Consider the following 16,832-nt stretch of genomic DNA (forward strand, 5'->3'; position numbering starts at 1 on the left):
CGCGGCGCAGTCGCGAATCCGCCCGAGGAGTCCCAGAGACCGATGAGCGATACTTTCATGTCAGCAAATGTTGCAGGGACGAGCGCCAAAGTGGCTCCGCGCCGGCACAAACGTTCGCTGGCCCACAGCAAATGGCCGGTGCTGATCCTATTCCTGCCGCCGGCATTGATGCTTTTCACCCTGCTCGTCATCGTGCCGATGGGCGAAGCCGCCTGGTATTCCTTCTACAACTGGAACGGTTACGGTGACCCGACGCAATGGGTCGGCTTCCGCAATTACCAGCTTATCTTCCGCAACGGCGCCTTTACCCAGGCGCTGATCAATAACGGCCTGATCGTCTTGATCTCGCTCTTGGTGCAGATTCCGCTGGCGCTATGGCTGGCGACCATGGTCTCCACCAAGATCAAGGGCGCGCTGTTCTTCCGCCTGATCTTCTTCCTGCCCTATGTTCTCGCCGACGTTGCCGCCGGCATGATCTGGCGCTTCGTCTATGACGGCGATTTCGGCCTCGTGGCCGGCATTTCGCACATGATCGGCATCGAGCCGCCCTTCTGGCTCGCCGATCGCAATGTCGCCATGTACGCCATTCTCGGCGTCATTGTCTGGAAGTATTTTGGCTTTCACATGATGCTTTTCATCGCCGGTCTTCAGGCGATCGACAAGAGCGTGCTGGAAGCCGCCGATATCGACGGGGCGACCGGCTGGCAGAAGTTCCGGCACGTCACATTGCCGCTTCTCGGCTCCACCGTTCGCCTCTCCGTCTTCTTCGGCGTCGTCGGCTCGCTGCAGCTCTTCGACATGATCATGCCGCTCACCGGCGGCGGTCCGTCGAACTCGACGCAGACGATGGTGACCTTCCTCTACAATTTCGGGGTGACCCGCATGCAGGTCGGTTTCGGCAGCGCCGTCGGCGTCGTGCTGTTCGTGATCTGCGTCACGCTCGCCTTCAGCTACAAGCGGATATTCATGCGCAATGACTGATATCTCGACCGCACCCCCCATCGACGCCGCGACGGCCAACAGTTCCGGCCGCAAGGTCCGTACCGGCACGCAGATCTATATGTATGTCTCGCTGCTGATCGTCGCCGGCCTCGTCGTCATCCCGCTGATCAGCACGGCGCTCGGCGGCTTCAAGACGCTCTCGGACCTGCGCGGCAATCCCTTCGGCCTGCCGACGGAATGGCAGTGGAGCAACTATATCGACATCATCGTCAGCCATCGCTACTGGCTGCAGATGGGCAATTCGCTGCTGATCGCCCTGCTCACCGTCTTCCTGACGCTGACGCTCGGCGCCATGGCCGCCTTCTGCTTTGCCCATATCCGCTTCTTCGGCTCCACCTATCTGGTCAACTATTTCCTGATCGGACTGATGTTCCCGGCAGCGACCGCGATCCTGCCGCTCTATATCCGCATCCGCGATCTCGGCCTTCTCAATACCTATTGGGGCGTCGTGCTGCCGCAGGTGGCCTTCGGGCTCGGCATGAGCATCATGCTGTTCCGCAACTATTTCCGGAACCTGCCGTCGGAACTCTTCGACGCGGCTTTCGTCGATGGCTGCGGTTACATGCGCTTCTTCTGGCACATCTCGCTGCCGCTCTCGCGCCCGATTGTCGCCACCGTCGGCATCATCTCCTTCGTCGGCAGTTGGAACAGCTATATCGTGCCGCTGATCATGCTCAATTCGGAAAGCCTTTATCCCTGGCCGCTCGGCATCATGGTCTATAGAGGGGAGTTCGCCACCGACTGGCATCTCATCCTCGCCTTCATCACGCTGACCATCCTGCCGACCATCATCGTCTTTTTCATTGCCCAGAAGCACATCATCGCCGGCCTGACTGCCGGTGCGGTGAAGTCCTGAGCCCGCATTCGGAGGCACGCACATGGCGTCTGTCGAACTGAAGAATATCCGCAAGGCCTACGGATCGCTCGATGTGATCCATAACATCTCGCTTTCGATCGAGGACGGCCAATTCGTCGCCCTCGTCGGGCCGTCCGGCTGCGGCAAGTCCACCCTTCTGCGCATGATCGCGGGCCTTGAGGAAATCAGCGGCGGCGAAGTGGTCATCGACGATGCCGTCGTCAACGAGCTCACCCCGCGCGAGCGCAACATCGCCATGGTCTTCCAGTCCTATGCGCTCTATCCGCATATGACGGTCGCCGAAAACATGGGCTTCAATCTGAAACTGTCCGGTCTTCCCAAGCCGCAGATCGAGCAGCGCGTGGCGGAAGCCGCACGCATGCTCGATCTGACGAAACTCATGGACCGCAAGCCCGCACAGCTTTCCGGCGGTCAGCGCCAGCGCGTTGCCATGGGGCGCGCCATCGTGCGCAACCCGGCCGTCTTCCTGTTCGACGAGCCGCTCTCGAACCTCGATGCCAAGCTGCGCGTGCAGATGCGCTCGGAAATCAAGACGCTGCACCAGAAGGTCAAGACGACCTCGATCTATGTCACGCATGACCAGATCGAGGCGATGACGCTCGCCGACCGCATCGTCGTGCTGAACCAGGGCAATATCGAGCAGGAGGGCACGCCGCTCGAACTCTACAAGAAGCCGGCCAATCTTTTTGTTGCTGCCTTCATCGGCTCACCGGCGATGAACCTGATCGAGGGTGTCGTTGAAGGTGAGGGCGGCGCACCGGCCGCCCGCCTTTCGGACGGCACGGCAATCCGTATCGCGCCTGACCGCAAGGTTCGCGCCGGCCAGGCTGTGACGGTCGGCCTTCGCCCCGAGCATCTGACGCCCGGCGGCAAGGACGGAAACGCGCTTGCCGGCCAGACCCTGCTTGTCGAGCCGACAGGCGCACAGACACACGTCGTCTTCGATCTCGCGGGTCAGCCGGTCACGGCCGTGGTGGATGGGGATTATGCGGCCCGTTATGGCGCGCGTTTCGAAGCCAACATCGCCAGCGAGCAGGTCCATATTTTCGACCGCGGCACGGGGCTGGCGCTCTGAGCCCAGGAGCTTGCCGCCGCCGTTGTTTGACCCGCGGCATCGTCATCACATGAAATCCGCCGCCAATCACCTGATCGGCGGCGGATTTTTTGTCTCAGCCTTTACTCGGCAGGCTGCGCCACCGGAGCAAGCAGGTCGCTATCCTCGCGCAGATCGCCGGCCATCGCTGCGGCAAAGCGGGTCTGGTCGAGCTCGTTTTCCCAGCGGGCGACGACGATGGTGGCAACGGCGTTGCCGACGAGGTTGGTCAGCGCGCGGCATTCCGACATGAAGCGGTCGATGCCGAGGATGAGCGCCATGCCGGCGATCGGAACCGAGGGAACGACCGAGAGTGTGGCCGCAAGCGTGATGAAGCCGGCGCCGGTGATGCCCGCCGCCCCCTTGGAGCTTAGCATCGCCACCAGCAGCAGCAGGATCTGGTCGCCGAAGCTCAGATGCGTATCCGTCGCCTGGGCGATGAAGAGCGCTGCCAGCGTCATATAGATGTTGGTGCCGTCAAGATTGAAGGAATAGCCGGTCGGGATGACGAGGCCGACGACCGAGCGTTTGCAGCCGGCGCGTTCCATCTTGTTCATCAGGCCGGGCAGGGCGGCTTCCGATGAGGAGGTGCCGAGCACCAGCAGCAGCTCTTCCTTGATGTAGCGGATCAGCGCCAGGATGGAAAAGCCGTTGTAGCGGGCGACCGCGCCGAGCACGATCAGCACGAAGAGCAGCGACGTCAGGTAGAAAGTGCCGATCAGGAATGCGAGGTTGGCGATCGCGCCGATACCATATTTGCCGATGGTAAAGGCCATGGCGCCGAAGGCCCCGATCGGCGCGAACTTCATCAGGATCGCGACGAGGCGGAAGACCGGAGCAGTCAGAACCTGGAAGAAATCCAGCACCGGCTTGCCGCGTTCGCCGACGGAGCCGAGCGCAATGCCGAAGACGACGGAGAAGAACAGAACCTGCAGGATGTCGCCCTTGGCAAAGGCGCCGACAATCGTGTCCGGGATGATGTTCATCAGGAAGCCGACGATCGTCGCGTCATGGGCCTGTGCGGCGTAATTGTTGACGGCCTTCGTATCGAGCGTCGCCGGATCGATATGCATGCCGGCGCCGGGCTGCAGCACGTTCGAAACGACGAGACCGACGACGAGCGCGAGCGTCGAGAAGACGAGGAAATAGCCGAGCGCCTTGCCGACCACGCGGCCGAACTTCTTGAGATCGGCCATGCCGGCAATGCCGGTCGTGACGGTCAGGAAGATGACGGGCGCGATCACCATGCGCACGAGCTTGATGAAAGCGTCTCCAAGCGGCTGCAGCGAAGCGCCGAGCGACGGATAGAAATGGCCGAGCAGGATGCCGGCGGCAATGGCTGCGAGAACCTGCACGTAGAGGTGCCGGTAAAGGGGAGTTTTGCCGCGCTCAGCGGCGGCGTTCATTGCAATATCCATGGTGTCCTCCACTGTGCCGGACGCCAGTGCGGCGGCGGGCAAGTCATGATGGTCAAACAGCCTCCCGACTGATGAGGACTCCGGTTTGCAATGCGCGTGCCAGTTTTTCGGGCGACCTAATTCATTGATATCTTTGAGTGTATCTGGTCGGGTCGGTCGCTTTGGTGCGGTTTTCCGCACAAAGTGATTTGCTGGGCGTGCGAAAATATGCACAATGTCGCCATGCTCCAGAAGACCGCAAACGAACGTCTCCTGACACCTGAACAGCTTGGCCGGCGCTCCCGATCAGTCTGGCTGATCTTTGCGGCGCTTGCCGCCGCACTCATCGCAGCCGCCCTTTACGGGGCCGGCATCTATGGCCGCCTGCAGGCAATTGCCGCGCTGGAAGATCAGGGGCAGACCGATGCCAATCTCAAGGTCGCGCTGCTGCGGGCTGTGCTTGAAGGGCCGCGGGCTCTCCCGCTTCTTCTTGCCGATGATCAGCAGGTGCGGGACGCCCTGGCCTCCGGGCAGGGCGAGGCCGTCATGGGGCTTGACCGCAAGCTCCAGAGCCTCGTTGCCGGCACGCGCGCCTCGGTTCTCTACGTTACCGGCAGCAACGGTATCGCGATCGCCTCCAGCAACTGGCAGGAGCCCCTGAGTTTTGTCGGTAACGATTATTCCTTCCGCGATTATTTCCGCCGCGCCATGGAAACGGGTACGGCGGAGCATTTCGCGCTCGGCAATGTCAGCAACCGGCCGGGTCTTTATATTTCCCGGCGGGTCGGGGATGCCGCGGCTCCGCTTGGTGTCGTTGTCGTCAAGATGGAGTTCGATCAGCTGGAGTCCGACTGGCGCGATGCGGCCCGGCCGGCCTATGTCACCGACGAGCACGGGGTCGTGCTGATCACCAGCCTGCCGTCCTGGCGTTTCATGACCGCCAAACCCCTGCCGCTGGAAAGCCTTTCCGCGATCAGAAGCAGCCTGCAATTCGGCGAGGCGCCACTTTCGCCTTTGCCGATCGACGAGCGGCAGGCGCTGAGACCCGGTGCCGCAATGGTCCATGCCGTCATGCCGGGCGGTGGTGAGGGGGAATTCCTGCGATTGCGGACAGAGGTGCCCTCGACCTCATGGCAACTCGAATATCTCGTGCCGACCGAAGCGCCGATCGCCTCATCCGTGCGCGAATGGCGCCTGCTGACATTGGCGGCGCTCATTCCGGTGCTCGCGATCATGACCTTCCTGCTGCGTCGCCGCCAGATCGCCACCATGCGCATCGCCACCGAGCGCGCCGCGCGTGAAGAGCTTGAACGCCGGGTGCTGGAGCGGACCGATGACCTGAGCCGTGCCCGCGACAGGCTCCAGGCGGAGATTTCAGATCACCGCGCGACCGAGGCGCGGCTGCAGGTGGTGCAGCAGGAACTGGTGCAGGCAAACCGCCTGGCGATCCTGGGGCAGGTGGCCGCCGGCGTGGCGCATGAGATCAACCAGCCGGTCGCGACCATCCGCGCCTATGCCGACAATGCCCGAACCTTCCTCAAGCGCCGGCAGCCGCAATCGGCCGACGACAATCTCGACGCGATTGCCGGCTTGACGGAGCGCATCGGTACGATCACCGAAGAGTTGAAGGCCTTTGCCCGCAAGGGCCGTACGGCGGCGGAGCCGGTGGAACTGCGCGCCGTCATCGAGGGCGCCGTCGTACTCTTGCGCAGCCGCTTTGCCGGCCGCCTGGATGCGCTCGATATCCGGCTGCCGCCAGCCGAACTCAAGGTCAGCGGCAATCGCATCCGGCTGGAGCAGGTGCTGATCAACCTTTTCCAGAATGCGCTGGAGGCGCTTGACGGCAGGGAGGGCGCGAAGGTGGAGATCTTCTGCGAGGAGGCGGGCGGCGAGGTTGTCGTAACCGTCGCCGATAACGGGCCAGGCATATCCGAGGAGATCCTTGGTTCGCTGTTTTCGCCCTTCAACACCTCGAAGGAAAAGGGGCTCGGGCTCGGGCTCGTCATCTCCAAGGATATCGTTTCCGATTACGGCGGCCGTATAGAGGTCGAAAGCAATGAGGGCGGCACCCGCTTTACCATCCATCTGCAGAAAGTACAGGCATGAGCGACACGATCCCGGTCTTCCTGATCGACGACGACAAGGATCTCCTGAAGGCGACCAAGCAGACGCTGGAACTGGCCGGCTTTGCCGTTTCGACATTTTCTGCCGCAATGGATGCATTGAAGGTGCTGAGGGCGGATTTTACCGGGGTCGTCGTTTCCGATATCCGCATGCCGCAGGTCGACGGGCTGCAGCTGTTCGACCGCATACGTCGCCTGGACGAAGACCTGCCGGTGATCCTGATGACCGGGCATGGCGATATTCCGATGGCCGTCAAGGCGATCCAGGACGGGGCTTATGATTTCATCACCAAGCCCTTTGCCGCCGACAGGCTGGTTCAGAGCGTCCACCGGGCGGCCGAGAAGCGGCGCCTGGTGCTCGACAATCGCTCGTTGCGCGAGGCCGCCGAGCAGGCACAGGGCGACCTGCCGCTGATCGGCCAGACGCCGGCCATGGAGCGCCTGCGGCGAACGCTCAGGCAGATCGCCGATACGGATGTCGACGTGCTGGTGACCGGTGAGACCGGCAGCGGCAAGGAAGTGGTGGCGAGCCTGCTGCATCGCTGGAGCCGCCGTTCCAAGGCAAACTTCGTGGCGCTGAATTGCGGCGCCTTGCCGGAAACGGTGATCGAAAGCGAACTCTTCGGCCATGAGGCGGGAGCCTTCACCGGCGCCCAGAAGAAGCGCATCGGTCGTATCGAACATTCGAGCGGCGGAACGCTTTTCCTCGACGAAATCGAAAGCATGCCGGCCTCCGCCCAGGTGCAGATGCTGCGGGTCCTGGAAATGCGGGAAGTCATGCCGCTTGGCACCAACGAGGTGCGGCCAGTCGATCTGCGGGTCGTTGCCGCCGCCAAGATCGATCTCGGCAATCCGCGCGAACGCGGCGATTTCCGCGAGGATCTCTATTATCGCCTCAATGTCGTGACGATCGGCATTCCGCCGCTGCGCGACCGGCGCGACGACATCCCGCTCCTCTTTGCCCACTTCACCGAACGGGCCGCCAACCGTTTCAAGCGCCCGGTTCCAGCGGCTTCGCCGGAGTTGCACCGCTACCTGAAAAGCCATGACTGGCCGGGCAATGTGCGCGAACTCTCACATTTCGCCGAGCGCTTCGTGCTCGGCCTTGAAATGACACCGTCCGAGCGGGCGCAGGACGGGATGGAGAGGATGGAGGCCGCGCTGCCTTTGCCGGCAAGGATCGACCGCTACGAGGCCGATATCATCCGGGAGACGCTGACCCGCAACGACGGCGACGTGCGCCGCACGATCGAAACACTCGGCATTCCGCGCAAGACCTTCTACGACAAGCTGCAGCGCCACGGTATCGAGCGGGCCGCTTTCAGCCCCTCGAAGACGGAGAACGAGGCATAGCGACCGTCGCGTTTCCCAAAGTGGCGAGCCGGTATTGCAGAAAGTATTTGTCAGCCGCCGCCGGTGTGCCGCCGTTCTTATGCAGCCGTGGTTTCGGATGTCTGTGAGGATCGCGGTCCTGATGCGCGAGGTGGGACTTTCGTCGCGTGATCGCATGAGTTGAGCGACCGGTCTGTTTTCGATCAGGCCTTACTTTTCGCTTGACGTTGCTTGAAGACGCGTCTCAGACACGGACCGCGAGAAATGCTCGCTCCAGCGAATCAGGCAGCCCTTCATCGGCACCAGCACATATTCGCGTCATCGGCGTGAAGGTGCACGGCGTTCTCTTTCATGCCGCGCGCGAATAATACTCCCCGCGCCGCTGCAAAGCTATAGAGACGGTCAATTTTCTAGGAGCAAATTGGCGAGTTACGCGCACTTTTTTGTGTAGCGCGGCTGGAATGCCAGCCATGTCTTATTTCCGTCTAGGAGGACCTTGATCTTTCAAAACATTGGCGCACCATCTTACTTAGCGAAGGCGAAAATCGCTGAGGCAGACCTTTATAGGAGGGCCTATGCTGAACAACTCCCTATTTGATGCGTTCACCCGTAACTACGAGTCTCGCCGCGAGACGGATATGTCTATCGCGGACTATCTGTCCTTATGCAAGAAGGATCCGATGGCCTATGCCAACGCCACCGAGCGGCTGCTGGCGGCGATCGGCGAACCTGAAATCATCGATACGGCCAAGGATTCGCGGCTCGGGCGCGTCTTCATGAACAGGACGATCCGGACCTATCCGGCCTTTACAGGGTTCTTCGGCATGGAAGAGACGATCGAGCGGATCGTGTCCTTCTTCCGGCACGCCGCCCAGGGCCTGGAGGAGCGCAAGCAGATCCTCTACCTGCTCGGCCCGGTCGGCGGCGGCAAGTCTTCGCTTGCGGAGCGCCTGAAGCAGCTGATGGAAGTCAATCCCATTTATGTGCTGAAGGCCGGCGACGAGTTGAGCCCGGTCTTTGAAAGCCCCCTCAACCTCTTCGACCCCCTGACCATGGGACCTTTGCTGCTGGAGGAATACGGTATTCCCACCCGTCGCCTCAGCGGCCTGATGAGCCCCTGGTGCCTCAAGCGGCTCGACGAATTCGACGGCGATATCTCGCGTTTTCGCGTGGTGAAAATCCAGCCCTCCCGGCTTCGCCAGATCGCAATCGCCAAGACCGAGCCGGGCGACGAAAACAACCAGGACGTCTCGTCGCTGGTCGGCAAGGTCGATATCCGCAAGCTCGAGCACTATTCGCAGAACGATTCCGATGCCTACAGCTATTCCGGCGGTCTGAACCGCGCCAATCAGGGCGTGCTGGAATTCGTCGAAATGTTCAAGGCGCCGATCAAGATGCTGCACCCGCTGCTGACGGCGACGCAGGAAAACAACTATATGGGCACCGAAAATATCGGCGCGATCCCGTTCTCCGGCATCATCCTTGCCCATTCGAACGAAGCGGAATGGCAGACCTTCAAGGCCAACAAGAACAACGAAGCCTTCATCGACCGCATCTGCGTCATCAAGGTTCCCTATTGCCTGCGGGTTACGGAGGAGCAGAAAATCTACCAGAAACTGATCGAAGGCTCGGAGCTTGCCGATGCGGCCTGTGCGCCGGCGACGCTGGAGATGCTGGCCCGCTTTTCCGTCCTGTCGCGGCTTCGCAAGCACGAGAATTCCAATCTCTTCTCGAAGATGCGCGCCTATGACGGCGAGAGCCTGAAGGAAACCGATCCGCGCGCCAGAAGCGTGCAGGAATATCGCGACGCCGCAGGCGTCGATGAGGGCATGGACGGAATATCGACACGTTTCGCCTTTAAGGTCCTTGCGTCGACGTTCAACCACGACCCAACGGATATCGGCGCCGATCCCGTTCATCTGATGTATGTCCTGGAACAGGCTATTCGCCGCGAGCAGTTTTCCGAGGAGACGGAAAAGCGCTATATGGAGTTCATCAAGGCAGAACTGGCGCCGCGTTATGCGGAATTCATCGGCAACGAAATCCAGAAGGCCTATCTGGAATCCTACTCCGATTACGGCCAGAATCTGTTCGACCGCTATGTCGACTATGCGGACGCCTGGATCGAGGACATCGATTTCAAGGACCCGGATACGGGGCAGTTGCTCGACCGCGAACTTCTGAACCAGGAGCTGACGAAGATCGAAAAACCGGCAGGCATCGCCAATCCCAAGGATTTTCGCAACGAGATCGTGAAGTTCTGCCTCAGGTCGCGCGCGGCCAACGGCGGCAAGAATCCCTCCTGGACCAGTTACGAAAAGATCCGGGAAGTCATCGAGAAGCGGATGTTTTCGCAGGTCGAGGATCTGCTGCCGGTCATATCCTTCGGATCGAAGAAGGATAGCGAGACCGAAAAGAAACACAGTGAGTTCGTCTCGCGCATGGTCGCGCGGGATTATACCGAACGGCAGGTTCGCCGGCTGGTGGAATGGTACATGCGCGTCAAGCAGGCGAGTTAGGTAGGCTGTCCGAGCGAGTACCCATGTAGGAGCAAACATGCACATCATTGACCGGCGGCTCAATCCGCGCGGTAAAAGTTTGGAAAATCGGCAACGGTTTCTACGGCGTGCCAAGGACGCCGTAGAACAAGCGGTTAAACGATCCTTGCAGAACCGCTCCATCCGCGATGTGCTGGATGGCGGCGAGGTTACTCTTCCGATCGGCGGCATGTCCGAACCGGGCCTTCACCGGGGCGGAGGGGGAATTCAGGATCGGATCCTTCCCGGCAACCAGAAATTCGTCGAGGGTGATTTCATCAAGCGCCCGCCGGCATCGGGCGGAGGTCGTTCGTCCGAGGCCGGGGAGGGCGACGGCGAAGACGGCTTCCGCTTCGTTCTGACCCGGGAGGAGTTTCTCAACATCTTCCTCGAAGATCTGGAATTGCCGGACCTCGCCAAGCGCCGGCTGAGCGAGACCGACGAGGTAACGCCGCAAAGAGCTGGTTTTTCCGTCTCCGGCTCCCCTTCCAACATCGCCGTCGGGCGCACGACGCGCCTTGCCATGATGCGGCGCCTGGCGCTTCATCGCCCGAAGCCGGAGGAAATCGAGGCGCTGCAGAAGCAGATCAACGAATGCGATGACGCGGAAGAGCGCCTGGTCCTTGAGGAGAGGCTGCGGACCCTGACCCTCAAGAGCAAGCGTATCCCCTATATCGACCCGCTCGATGTCCGCTACCGGCGCTTTGAAAACACGCCGAAACCGGTCGTCAAGGCGGTGATGTTCTGCCTCATGGACGTTTCCGGCTCGATGAGCGAGCATATGAAGGATCTCGCCAAGCGCTTCTACCTGCTGCTCTACCTCTTCCTGTCGCAGCGTTACGAGAAGGTGGAGATCGTCTTCATCCGGCACACGGAGAAGGCGGAGGAAGTCGATGAGGAGACGTTCTTCTACAGTCCGGCGACGGGCGGCACGCTGGTTTCCAGCGCGCTGGCCGTGATGCGCTCGATCGTTGCTGCGCGCTTCGACCCGACGGAGTGGAACATCTATGCGGCGCAGGCCTCCGATGGCGACAATTCCTATTCCGACGGTGCCCTGACCGGCCAGCTGCTGCAGCAGGAAATCCTGCCGGTCTGCCAGTATTTCGCCTATATCGAAGTCGGTGAGGAGGACGGCGATTCCTCGACGTCGAGATCGCCGCTCTGGACCCTTTATCAGGAGATCCGCTCTACGGCACTGCCGCTCGCCATGCGCAAGGTGTGCCGCAAGAACGAGATCTTCCCGGTTTTCCACGACCTGTTTCAGAAGAAGGCTGCCAAGGCAGGGGCGACGCCATGAGGACCAGCACGCGGCACAAAGAGAAGCTTCTGTTCGAAGGGGCCGACTGGGATTTCCCAACCCTGCAGCGCATTCACGACGCCTGTGAGGACATTGCGCTCGGGGAACTGGGGCTCGATGTCTATCCGAACCAGATCGAGGTCATCACATCGGAGCAGATGCTCGATGCCTATTCCTCGACAGGCATGCCGCTCTTCTATCGCCACTGGTCCTTCGGCAAGCATTTTGCCCATCACGAGGCCTTCTATCGCCGCGGTATGCGCGACCTCGCCTATGAGATCGTCATCAACAGTTCGCCCTGCATCTCCTATCTGATGGAGGAGAATACGGCGACCATGCAGACGCTGGTCATCGCGCATGCTGCCTTCGGCCACAACCACTTCTTCAAGAACAACTATCTGTTCAAGCTCTGGACCGATGCCGAAGGCATTCTCGATTATCTCGATTTCGCCAAGAGCTACATTTCCCGCTGCGAGGAACGCTATGGCGAGGTGGCCGTCGAGCGCACGCTGGATGCCGCCCATGCGCTGATGTCGCACGGCGTACACCGCTATGCCGGCAAGACCCAGGTCGATCTGCGGCAGGAGGAAAGGCGCCAGCAGGAGCGGCGGGCGCATGAGGAAAAGATCTTCAACGATCTCTGGCGCACCGTGCCTGTCGGGCTCAAGCGCAGCAAGTCCGACCAGGAATTCGAGCGCAGGCGCGCGGCACTCGGCCTGCCGCAGGACAATATCCTTTATTTCCTCGAAAAGTCCGCGCCGCGGCTGCATTCCTGGCAGCGCGAAATCCTGCGCATCGTCCGCCATGTCGCGCAATATTTCCATCCGCAGCGCCAGACGAAGGTGATGAACGAGGGCACCGCCACCTATGTCCATTACAACATCATGCGGCGGCTGCATGAGCGCGGGCAGATCAGCGACGGCAACTATTTCGAGTTCCTGAAATCGCACACCAACGTCGTGTTCCAGCCGATGTACGACGACCGGCGCTTCTCCGGCTTCAATCCCTACGCGCTCGGTTTTGCCATGATGCAGGACATCGAGCGCATCGTCACCGAGCCGACCGGTGAAGACCGCGAGTGGTTTCCCGAGATTGCCGGGCGCGGCGATCCCATGGCGGTGCTGCGCGATATCTGGGCCAATTATCGCGACGAGAGTTTTGTCAGCCAGTTCCTGAGCCCGAGCCTGATGCGCCGGTGGCGCATGTTCCAGCTTCACGACGATCCTGAGATCGAGGAGGGTATCCTGGTTTCGGCGATCCATGACGAGCGCGGATACAGGCGTATTCGCCGGCAGCTTTCCCGCGACTACGACATCGGCCATACCGACCCGGCAATCGAAATCGTCGATGTCGATCTTGCCGGCGACCGCAGATTGCTGTTGCAGCACCGGGCCAGCAACGACGAGTTCCTGGAAGAGGAGGATCTGAAGCTCGTCCTGCAGCATCTTGCCGATCTGTGGACCTACGACGTGCTTCTGGAGGAGCTCGACAGCAAGGACGCGATCGTCAAGAAACATGTCGCGCATCCGCGCACATTTGCCAGACAGAGCGAATTTGCCTGAATGGACGGGATCTGCCCGTTCAAGCGACACGATTCTTCAAACGTGATTGGACAGGCAGCGTCGTTGGGGTCAACCTTCCTGTTGGGGGCGTGCAGTCTATTTTTCCAAATAGGAGGCCGTCATGGAACAATACGCAGTCGATCAGCTCAAGGCTATAGCCAAGGTCAGCCGTACCACGCCACAACTGTCTCGGGCAGAGCGGTTGAACCGGTGGGCCGAGCTCCTGGAAAGCGATCCTGCGCGTTCGCTCGTTACCCTTCGGGAAACCGAATACCTGCCCCGCGACCAGCGGATATTGATGAGGATCACCGGGTCGCCCATATCGGTAGCCTATGCCGATCCGGTCTTGCGTGCCGCGGGTCTCGAGGGCGATACCTATGGGGATGCGCAGAGCTTCTTCGATCTTAACGATCGGCAGCTGCACGGGCTTGTCTGCTCCTGCCATTTTGGAGCACGGGTCGATGCGGGTGTCGTCGCCCGCCATCTGAGAGCCACAGCCATGCCGGGCATGAAGGGCGTTCTGGCACGCATGCGGCTGATGTTTACGCGATAGGCCGACTGCCGACCCGAAACCGACAATCAGACACCTGGTGGAAGCGGGACCGGGCCGGTGAAGTGCGGCACTTCGTAGCCGCGCTTCACCTGCGGGCGCCTATCCGTGGCAGCCGGAAGGCTCGCGTCAGGTCGATTACGGCTATTACAGACAGCTCGCCCAGGCCTATGATCATCTCGGCTATACCGGCGCGCTCTTTGCGACCGGCGCCCACGATGTCTGGGTGCTGGCAAGCGCGCTGCTCTCCTATACCGAACGGCTGCGGTTCCTCGTTGCAATCCATCCCGGTCTCGTCGCGCCGACGTTGCTTGCCAAGATGGCCGCAACCTTCCAGGAGTTTGCGCGCGGGCGCCTGCTGATCAACGTGGTGTCCGGCGATGCCAAGATGCTGGGCGCTTACGGCATGATGCTGCCGCATGACGAGCGCTACGACATGGCGGACGAATATCTGCACCTCTGGCATCGTCTCTTCGCCGGCGAGAGCGTCACCTATCAGGGCAAGTATTTCTCCACCGACGGCGCCAAGCTCGCCCTGCCGGTCGGCGAAAGCATCGCTCCGCCGTCGCTCTGGTTCGGCGGCTCTTCCGACAGGGCGCTGGATGTCGCGGCAAAACATGTCGATACCTATCTTTCCTGGGGCGAAACGCCGGAGCAGATCAAGGGCAAGGTCGAGGCGGTGAAGGCGCGGGCAGCCCGTTACGAACGCGAGCTCGAATATGGCATTCGCCTCTACGTGATCGTGCGCGATACGGACGAGAAGGCCTGGGAGGCTGCAGCCGATCTCTACGGGCGGATGGACGATGCGGCGATTGCGGCCAACCAGCGTTTCGTCGCCCGCAGTGATTCCGTCGGCCAGCAGCGCATGACAGCCCTGCATGGCGGCCTGAAGCCGGCCAATCTGCGCGATCTCGAAGTCGCGCCCAATCTCTGGGCGGGCATCGGGCTGGTGCGGCCCGGTCCCGGCACGGCAATCGTCGGCTCGCCCGATACGGTCTTGCGCACGCTGGAGGCCTATCAGAAGGCGGGCGTCGAAACCTTTATTCTTTCCGGCATGCCGCTGCTTGAGGAAGCCTATCGTTTCGGCGAAAAGGTTCTGCCGCGTCTCGATGTCAGCAGGGAAGTGTCGAAGGCGCGCAACTACACCTGGTCGACGCTCTTCGATCGCTACCTTTCCACCGTCAAGAGCGCCTGACCTACCGGCAAGAAAGCAAATTCCGTGGCAGCAAGCGAATTCCACCCAACCGAACAGGAGACGACAGGTGACGGGCTTGCCGCCCGCATCCTGAAGGCGATCGAAACCGTGCTCGGCTTGGGCGCGGCCCTTGTGCTTGCCGTGCTGCTCTTCATGGTGCTGGTCACGGTCTGCATGCGTTATTTCTTCGCGGCCGGCTTCATCGGTGCGGAAGATCTCGGCATCTGGCTGCATGTGCTGCTGATCGCGCTCGGCGCGCCGCTGAGCTTCAACAGCGCCCTTGCCATGCGTCTCGACGTCTTCGTCAAGATGATGCCGGAACGCCTGCATCCGGCAACGCAGGTGGCGGCCGATGTCTTCACCGTGTTGTCGGGGCTCATTCTCAGCTTCGGCGGCAGTGAGATCATGACCATGCTCGGCGGTGTTTCCCCGACGCTCGGCGTGCCGGAATGGATTCGCTTCGGTTTTCTCGGCGCCGGCGGCGCGTTGATCCTCATCGTTCTCCTGCTGCAGCGCATCGCCGAAGGAAAGCTTTGGCCGGTCCTGCTCTCCGTTGCCGTCGGTGCGGCGCTTTATGCCGGCATTCCCCTTGTCTCCATCGAGCTCGACTGGCCGCCCAGCATCTTCCTCGGCCTCATTGCGGCGGTGGGCCTCGTACTTGCCGCCCCGCTGCCGCATGCTTTTCTGGCCGCCGCCTATGTGGTGATTGCCTTCGGCAGCAGCCTGCCGGAACCGGCGATCGTCTCCTCGACCGTCACCGGCATCTCGAAATTCCTGCTGCTCGCCATCCCCTTCTTCCTGCTTGCCGGCGGCCTGCTGACGGCATCGGGTGTTGCCAATCAGCTCGTGCGTTTTGCTGCCGCGATGGTCGGCCATCGCCGTGCGGGTCTTGCCCAGACGACGCTGTTGACCAGCGTGCTGTTCTCCGGCGCCTCCGGTTCTTCGGTTGCCAATGCCGCCTTCGGCGCATCGACCTTCCAGCCGGAACTCGTCCGCCACGGTTATCCGCCAGCCAAGGCCGCGGCGATCATCGCGGCAACCTCCGTGCTCGACAATGTCATCCCACCGTCGATCGCGTTCCTGATCCTGGCGACTGCCACCAATCTTTCGGTCGGTTCGCTGTTGGTCGGCGGCTTCTTCGCCGGCGGGCTGATGGCAATCTGCCTTGCCGTTGCGATCCATCTGACGGTCCGCGATCAGGCGCCACTGCCGCGCGCCTCGGCAGCGCAGCGCTGGCAATCGGCCGTCCAGGCGATTCCGGCCTTCGGGCTCGGCGTCATCGTCGTCGTCGGCATCCGCATCGGCATCGTCACGACGACGGAGGCTGCGGCTCTTGCCGCCTTCTACACATTCCTGCTCGGCATCGGGGCGCGGCTGGGCGTTTTCTCGCTTTATGCCGCTTTCCGCCAGGCGGCAGTGGAAGCCGCAGCGATCGGCCTTCTGATCGGCACGGCAGGCCCCTTCGCCTTCCTGCTGGCTGTCGATGATGTCTCCGGTCTGATCTCGCACCTGACAATGGCACTCGGCGGCAGCGCCCTTGCCGTGATCCTGCTGTCGAACATCATTCTGCTGGTCGTCGGCCTCGTGCTCGATATCGGCGCGGCGATCCTGCTCTTCGGCCCGATCCTGCTGCCGGCCGCCGTCTCGGCAGGCATCGATCCCATCCATTTCGGCGTCATCATCGTCGTCAACCTGATGATCCACGGCCTGACGCCGCCGCTTGGCATGTTGATCTTCGTCGTCAGCGGTGTAACCCGCATCCCGGCCTCCGCCCTCTTCAGGGCGGTCGTTCCCTATTTGCTTGCCCTTCTCGTCTCGCTCGCAATCCTCTGCGCCTGGGCGCTCATCTTCTAACGGACAGGACCTT

11 protein-coding genes and 1 pseudogene are annotated in these 16,832 nt (G+C 61.6%); 11 read left to right on the forward strand and 1 reads right to left on the reverse strand.

Features of this window, described 5'->3' with window-relative positions; translation table 11 throughout:
* Nucleotides 1-57 precede the first annotated feature (57 nt).
* The 3 genes from ACU8HS_RS26810 to ACU8HS_RS26820 all read left to right on the forward strand — a co-directional run bounded on the left by ACU8HS_RS26810 (nt 58) and on the right by ACU8HS_RS26820 (nt 2,954).
* Complete coding sequence (locus ACU8HS_RS26810; protein WP_112572503.1) at nt 58-981, forward strand: carbohydrate ABC transporter permease; 924 nt, start codon at nt 58-60, stop codon at nt 979-981.
* A 79-nt stretch (nt 982-1,060) separates the two neighbouring features.
* Complete coding sequence (locus ACU8HS_RS26815) at nt 1,061-1,858, forward strand: carbohydrate ABC transporter permease (RefSeq protein ID WP_447016471.1); 798 nt, start codon at nt 1,061-1,063, stop codon at nt 1,856-1,858.
* A gap of 22 nt (nt 1,859-1,880) precedes the next feature.
* Nucleotides 1,881-2,954, forward strand: coding sequence for an ABC transporter ATP-binding protein (locus tag ACU8HS_RS26820; RefSeq protein ID WP_112704469.1), 1,074 nt, complete (start codon nt 1,881-1,883; stop codon nt 2,952-2,954).
* A 101-nt stretch (nt 2,955-3,055) separates the two neighbouring features.
* Here ACU8HS_RS26820 and ACU8HS_RS26825 read toward each other — a convergent pair whose 3' ends face one another.
* Nucleotides 3,056-4,390: a dicarboxylate/amino acid:cation symporter gene (locus ACU8HS_RS26825; protein WP_112572394.1), complete on the reverse strand. Its 1,335-nt coding sequence runs from the start codon at nt 4,388-4,390 to the stop codon at nt 3,056-3,058.
* A gap of 207 nt (nt 4,391-4,597) precedes the next feature.
* Here ACU8HS_RS26825 and ACU8HS_RS26830 point away from each other — a divergent pair, with 207 nt between their 5' ends.
* From ACU8HS_RS26830 to ACU8HS_RS26865, 8 genes and pseudogenes are all read left to right on the forward strand, one after another.
* Nucleotides 4,598-6,475 (forward strand): sensor histidine kinase, encoded by a 1,878-nt coding sequence (locus ACU8HS_RS26830; protein ID WP_447016077.1) that lies wholly within the window; start codon nt 4,598-4,600, stop codon nt 6,473-6,475.
* Complete coding sequence (locus ACU8HS_RS26835) at nt 6,472-7,845, forward strand: sigma-54-dependent transcriptional regulator (RefSeq protein ID WP_447016078.1); 1,374 nt, start codon at nt 6,472-6,474, stop codon at nt 7,843-7,845. The genes ACU8HS_RS26830 and ACU8HS_RS26835 overlap by 4 nt, the downstream gene beginning before the upstream one ends.
* A gap of 554 nt (nt 7,846-8,399) precedes the next feature.
* Entirely contained in the window at nt 8,400-10,343 is a 1,944-nt protein-coding gene (locus ACU8HS_RS26840) for a PrkA family serine protein kinase (protein ID WP_112572388.1), read from the forward strand.
* Between the two features lie 37 nt (nt 10,344-10,380).
* Nucleotides 10,381-11,658, forward strand: a complete 1,278-nt coding sequence (locus ACU8HS_RS26845; protein ID WP_447016079.1) for a YeaH/YhbH family protein — start codon at nt 10,381-10,383, stop codon at nt 11,656-11,658.
* Entirely contained in the window at nt 11,655-13,220 is a 1,566-nt protein-coding gene (locus ACU8HS_RS26850) for a SpoVR family protein (RefSeq protein WP_112572383.1), read from the forward strand. The genes ACU8HS_RS26845 and ACU8HS_RS26850 overlap by 4 nt, the downstream gene beginning before the upstream one ends.
* Before the next feature lie 121 nt (nt 13,221-13,341).
* Nucleotides 13,342-13,773 (forward strand): hypothetical protein, encoded by a 432-nt coding sequence (locus tag ACU8HS_RS26855; RefSeq protein ID WP_112572381.1) that lies wholly within the window; start codon nt 13,342-13,344, stop codon nt 13,771-13,773.
* A gap of 85 nt (nt 13,774-13,858) precedes the next feature.
* Nucleotides 13,859-14,965, forward strand: a pseudogene (locus ACU8HS_RS26860) (LLM class flavin-dependent oxidoreductase); the annotation flags it as partial.
* 24 nt (nt 14,966-14,989) lie between these two features.
* On the forward strand, nt 14,990-16,819 hold the full coding sequence (locus ACU8HS_RS26865; protein WP_447016080.1) for a TRAP transporter large permease: 1,830 nt from the start codon (nt 14,990-14,992) through the stop codon (nt 16,817-16,819).
* The last annotated feature ends 13 nt before the right edge of the window (nt 16,820-16,832 follow it).

Source organism: Rhizobium sp. KDH_Rht_773_N (genome assembly GCF_052946295.1).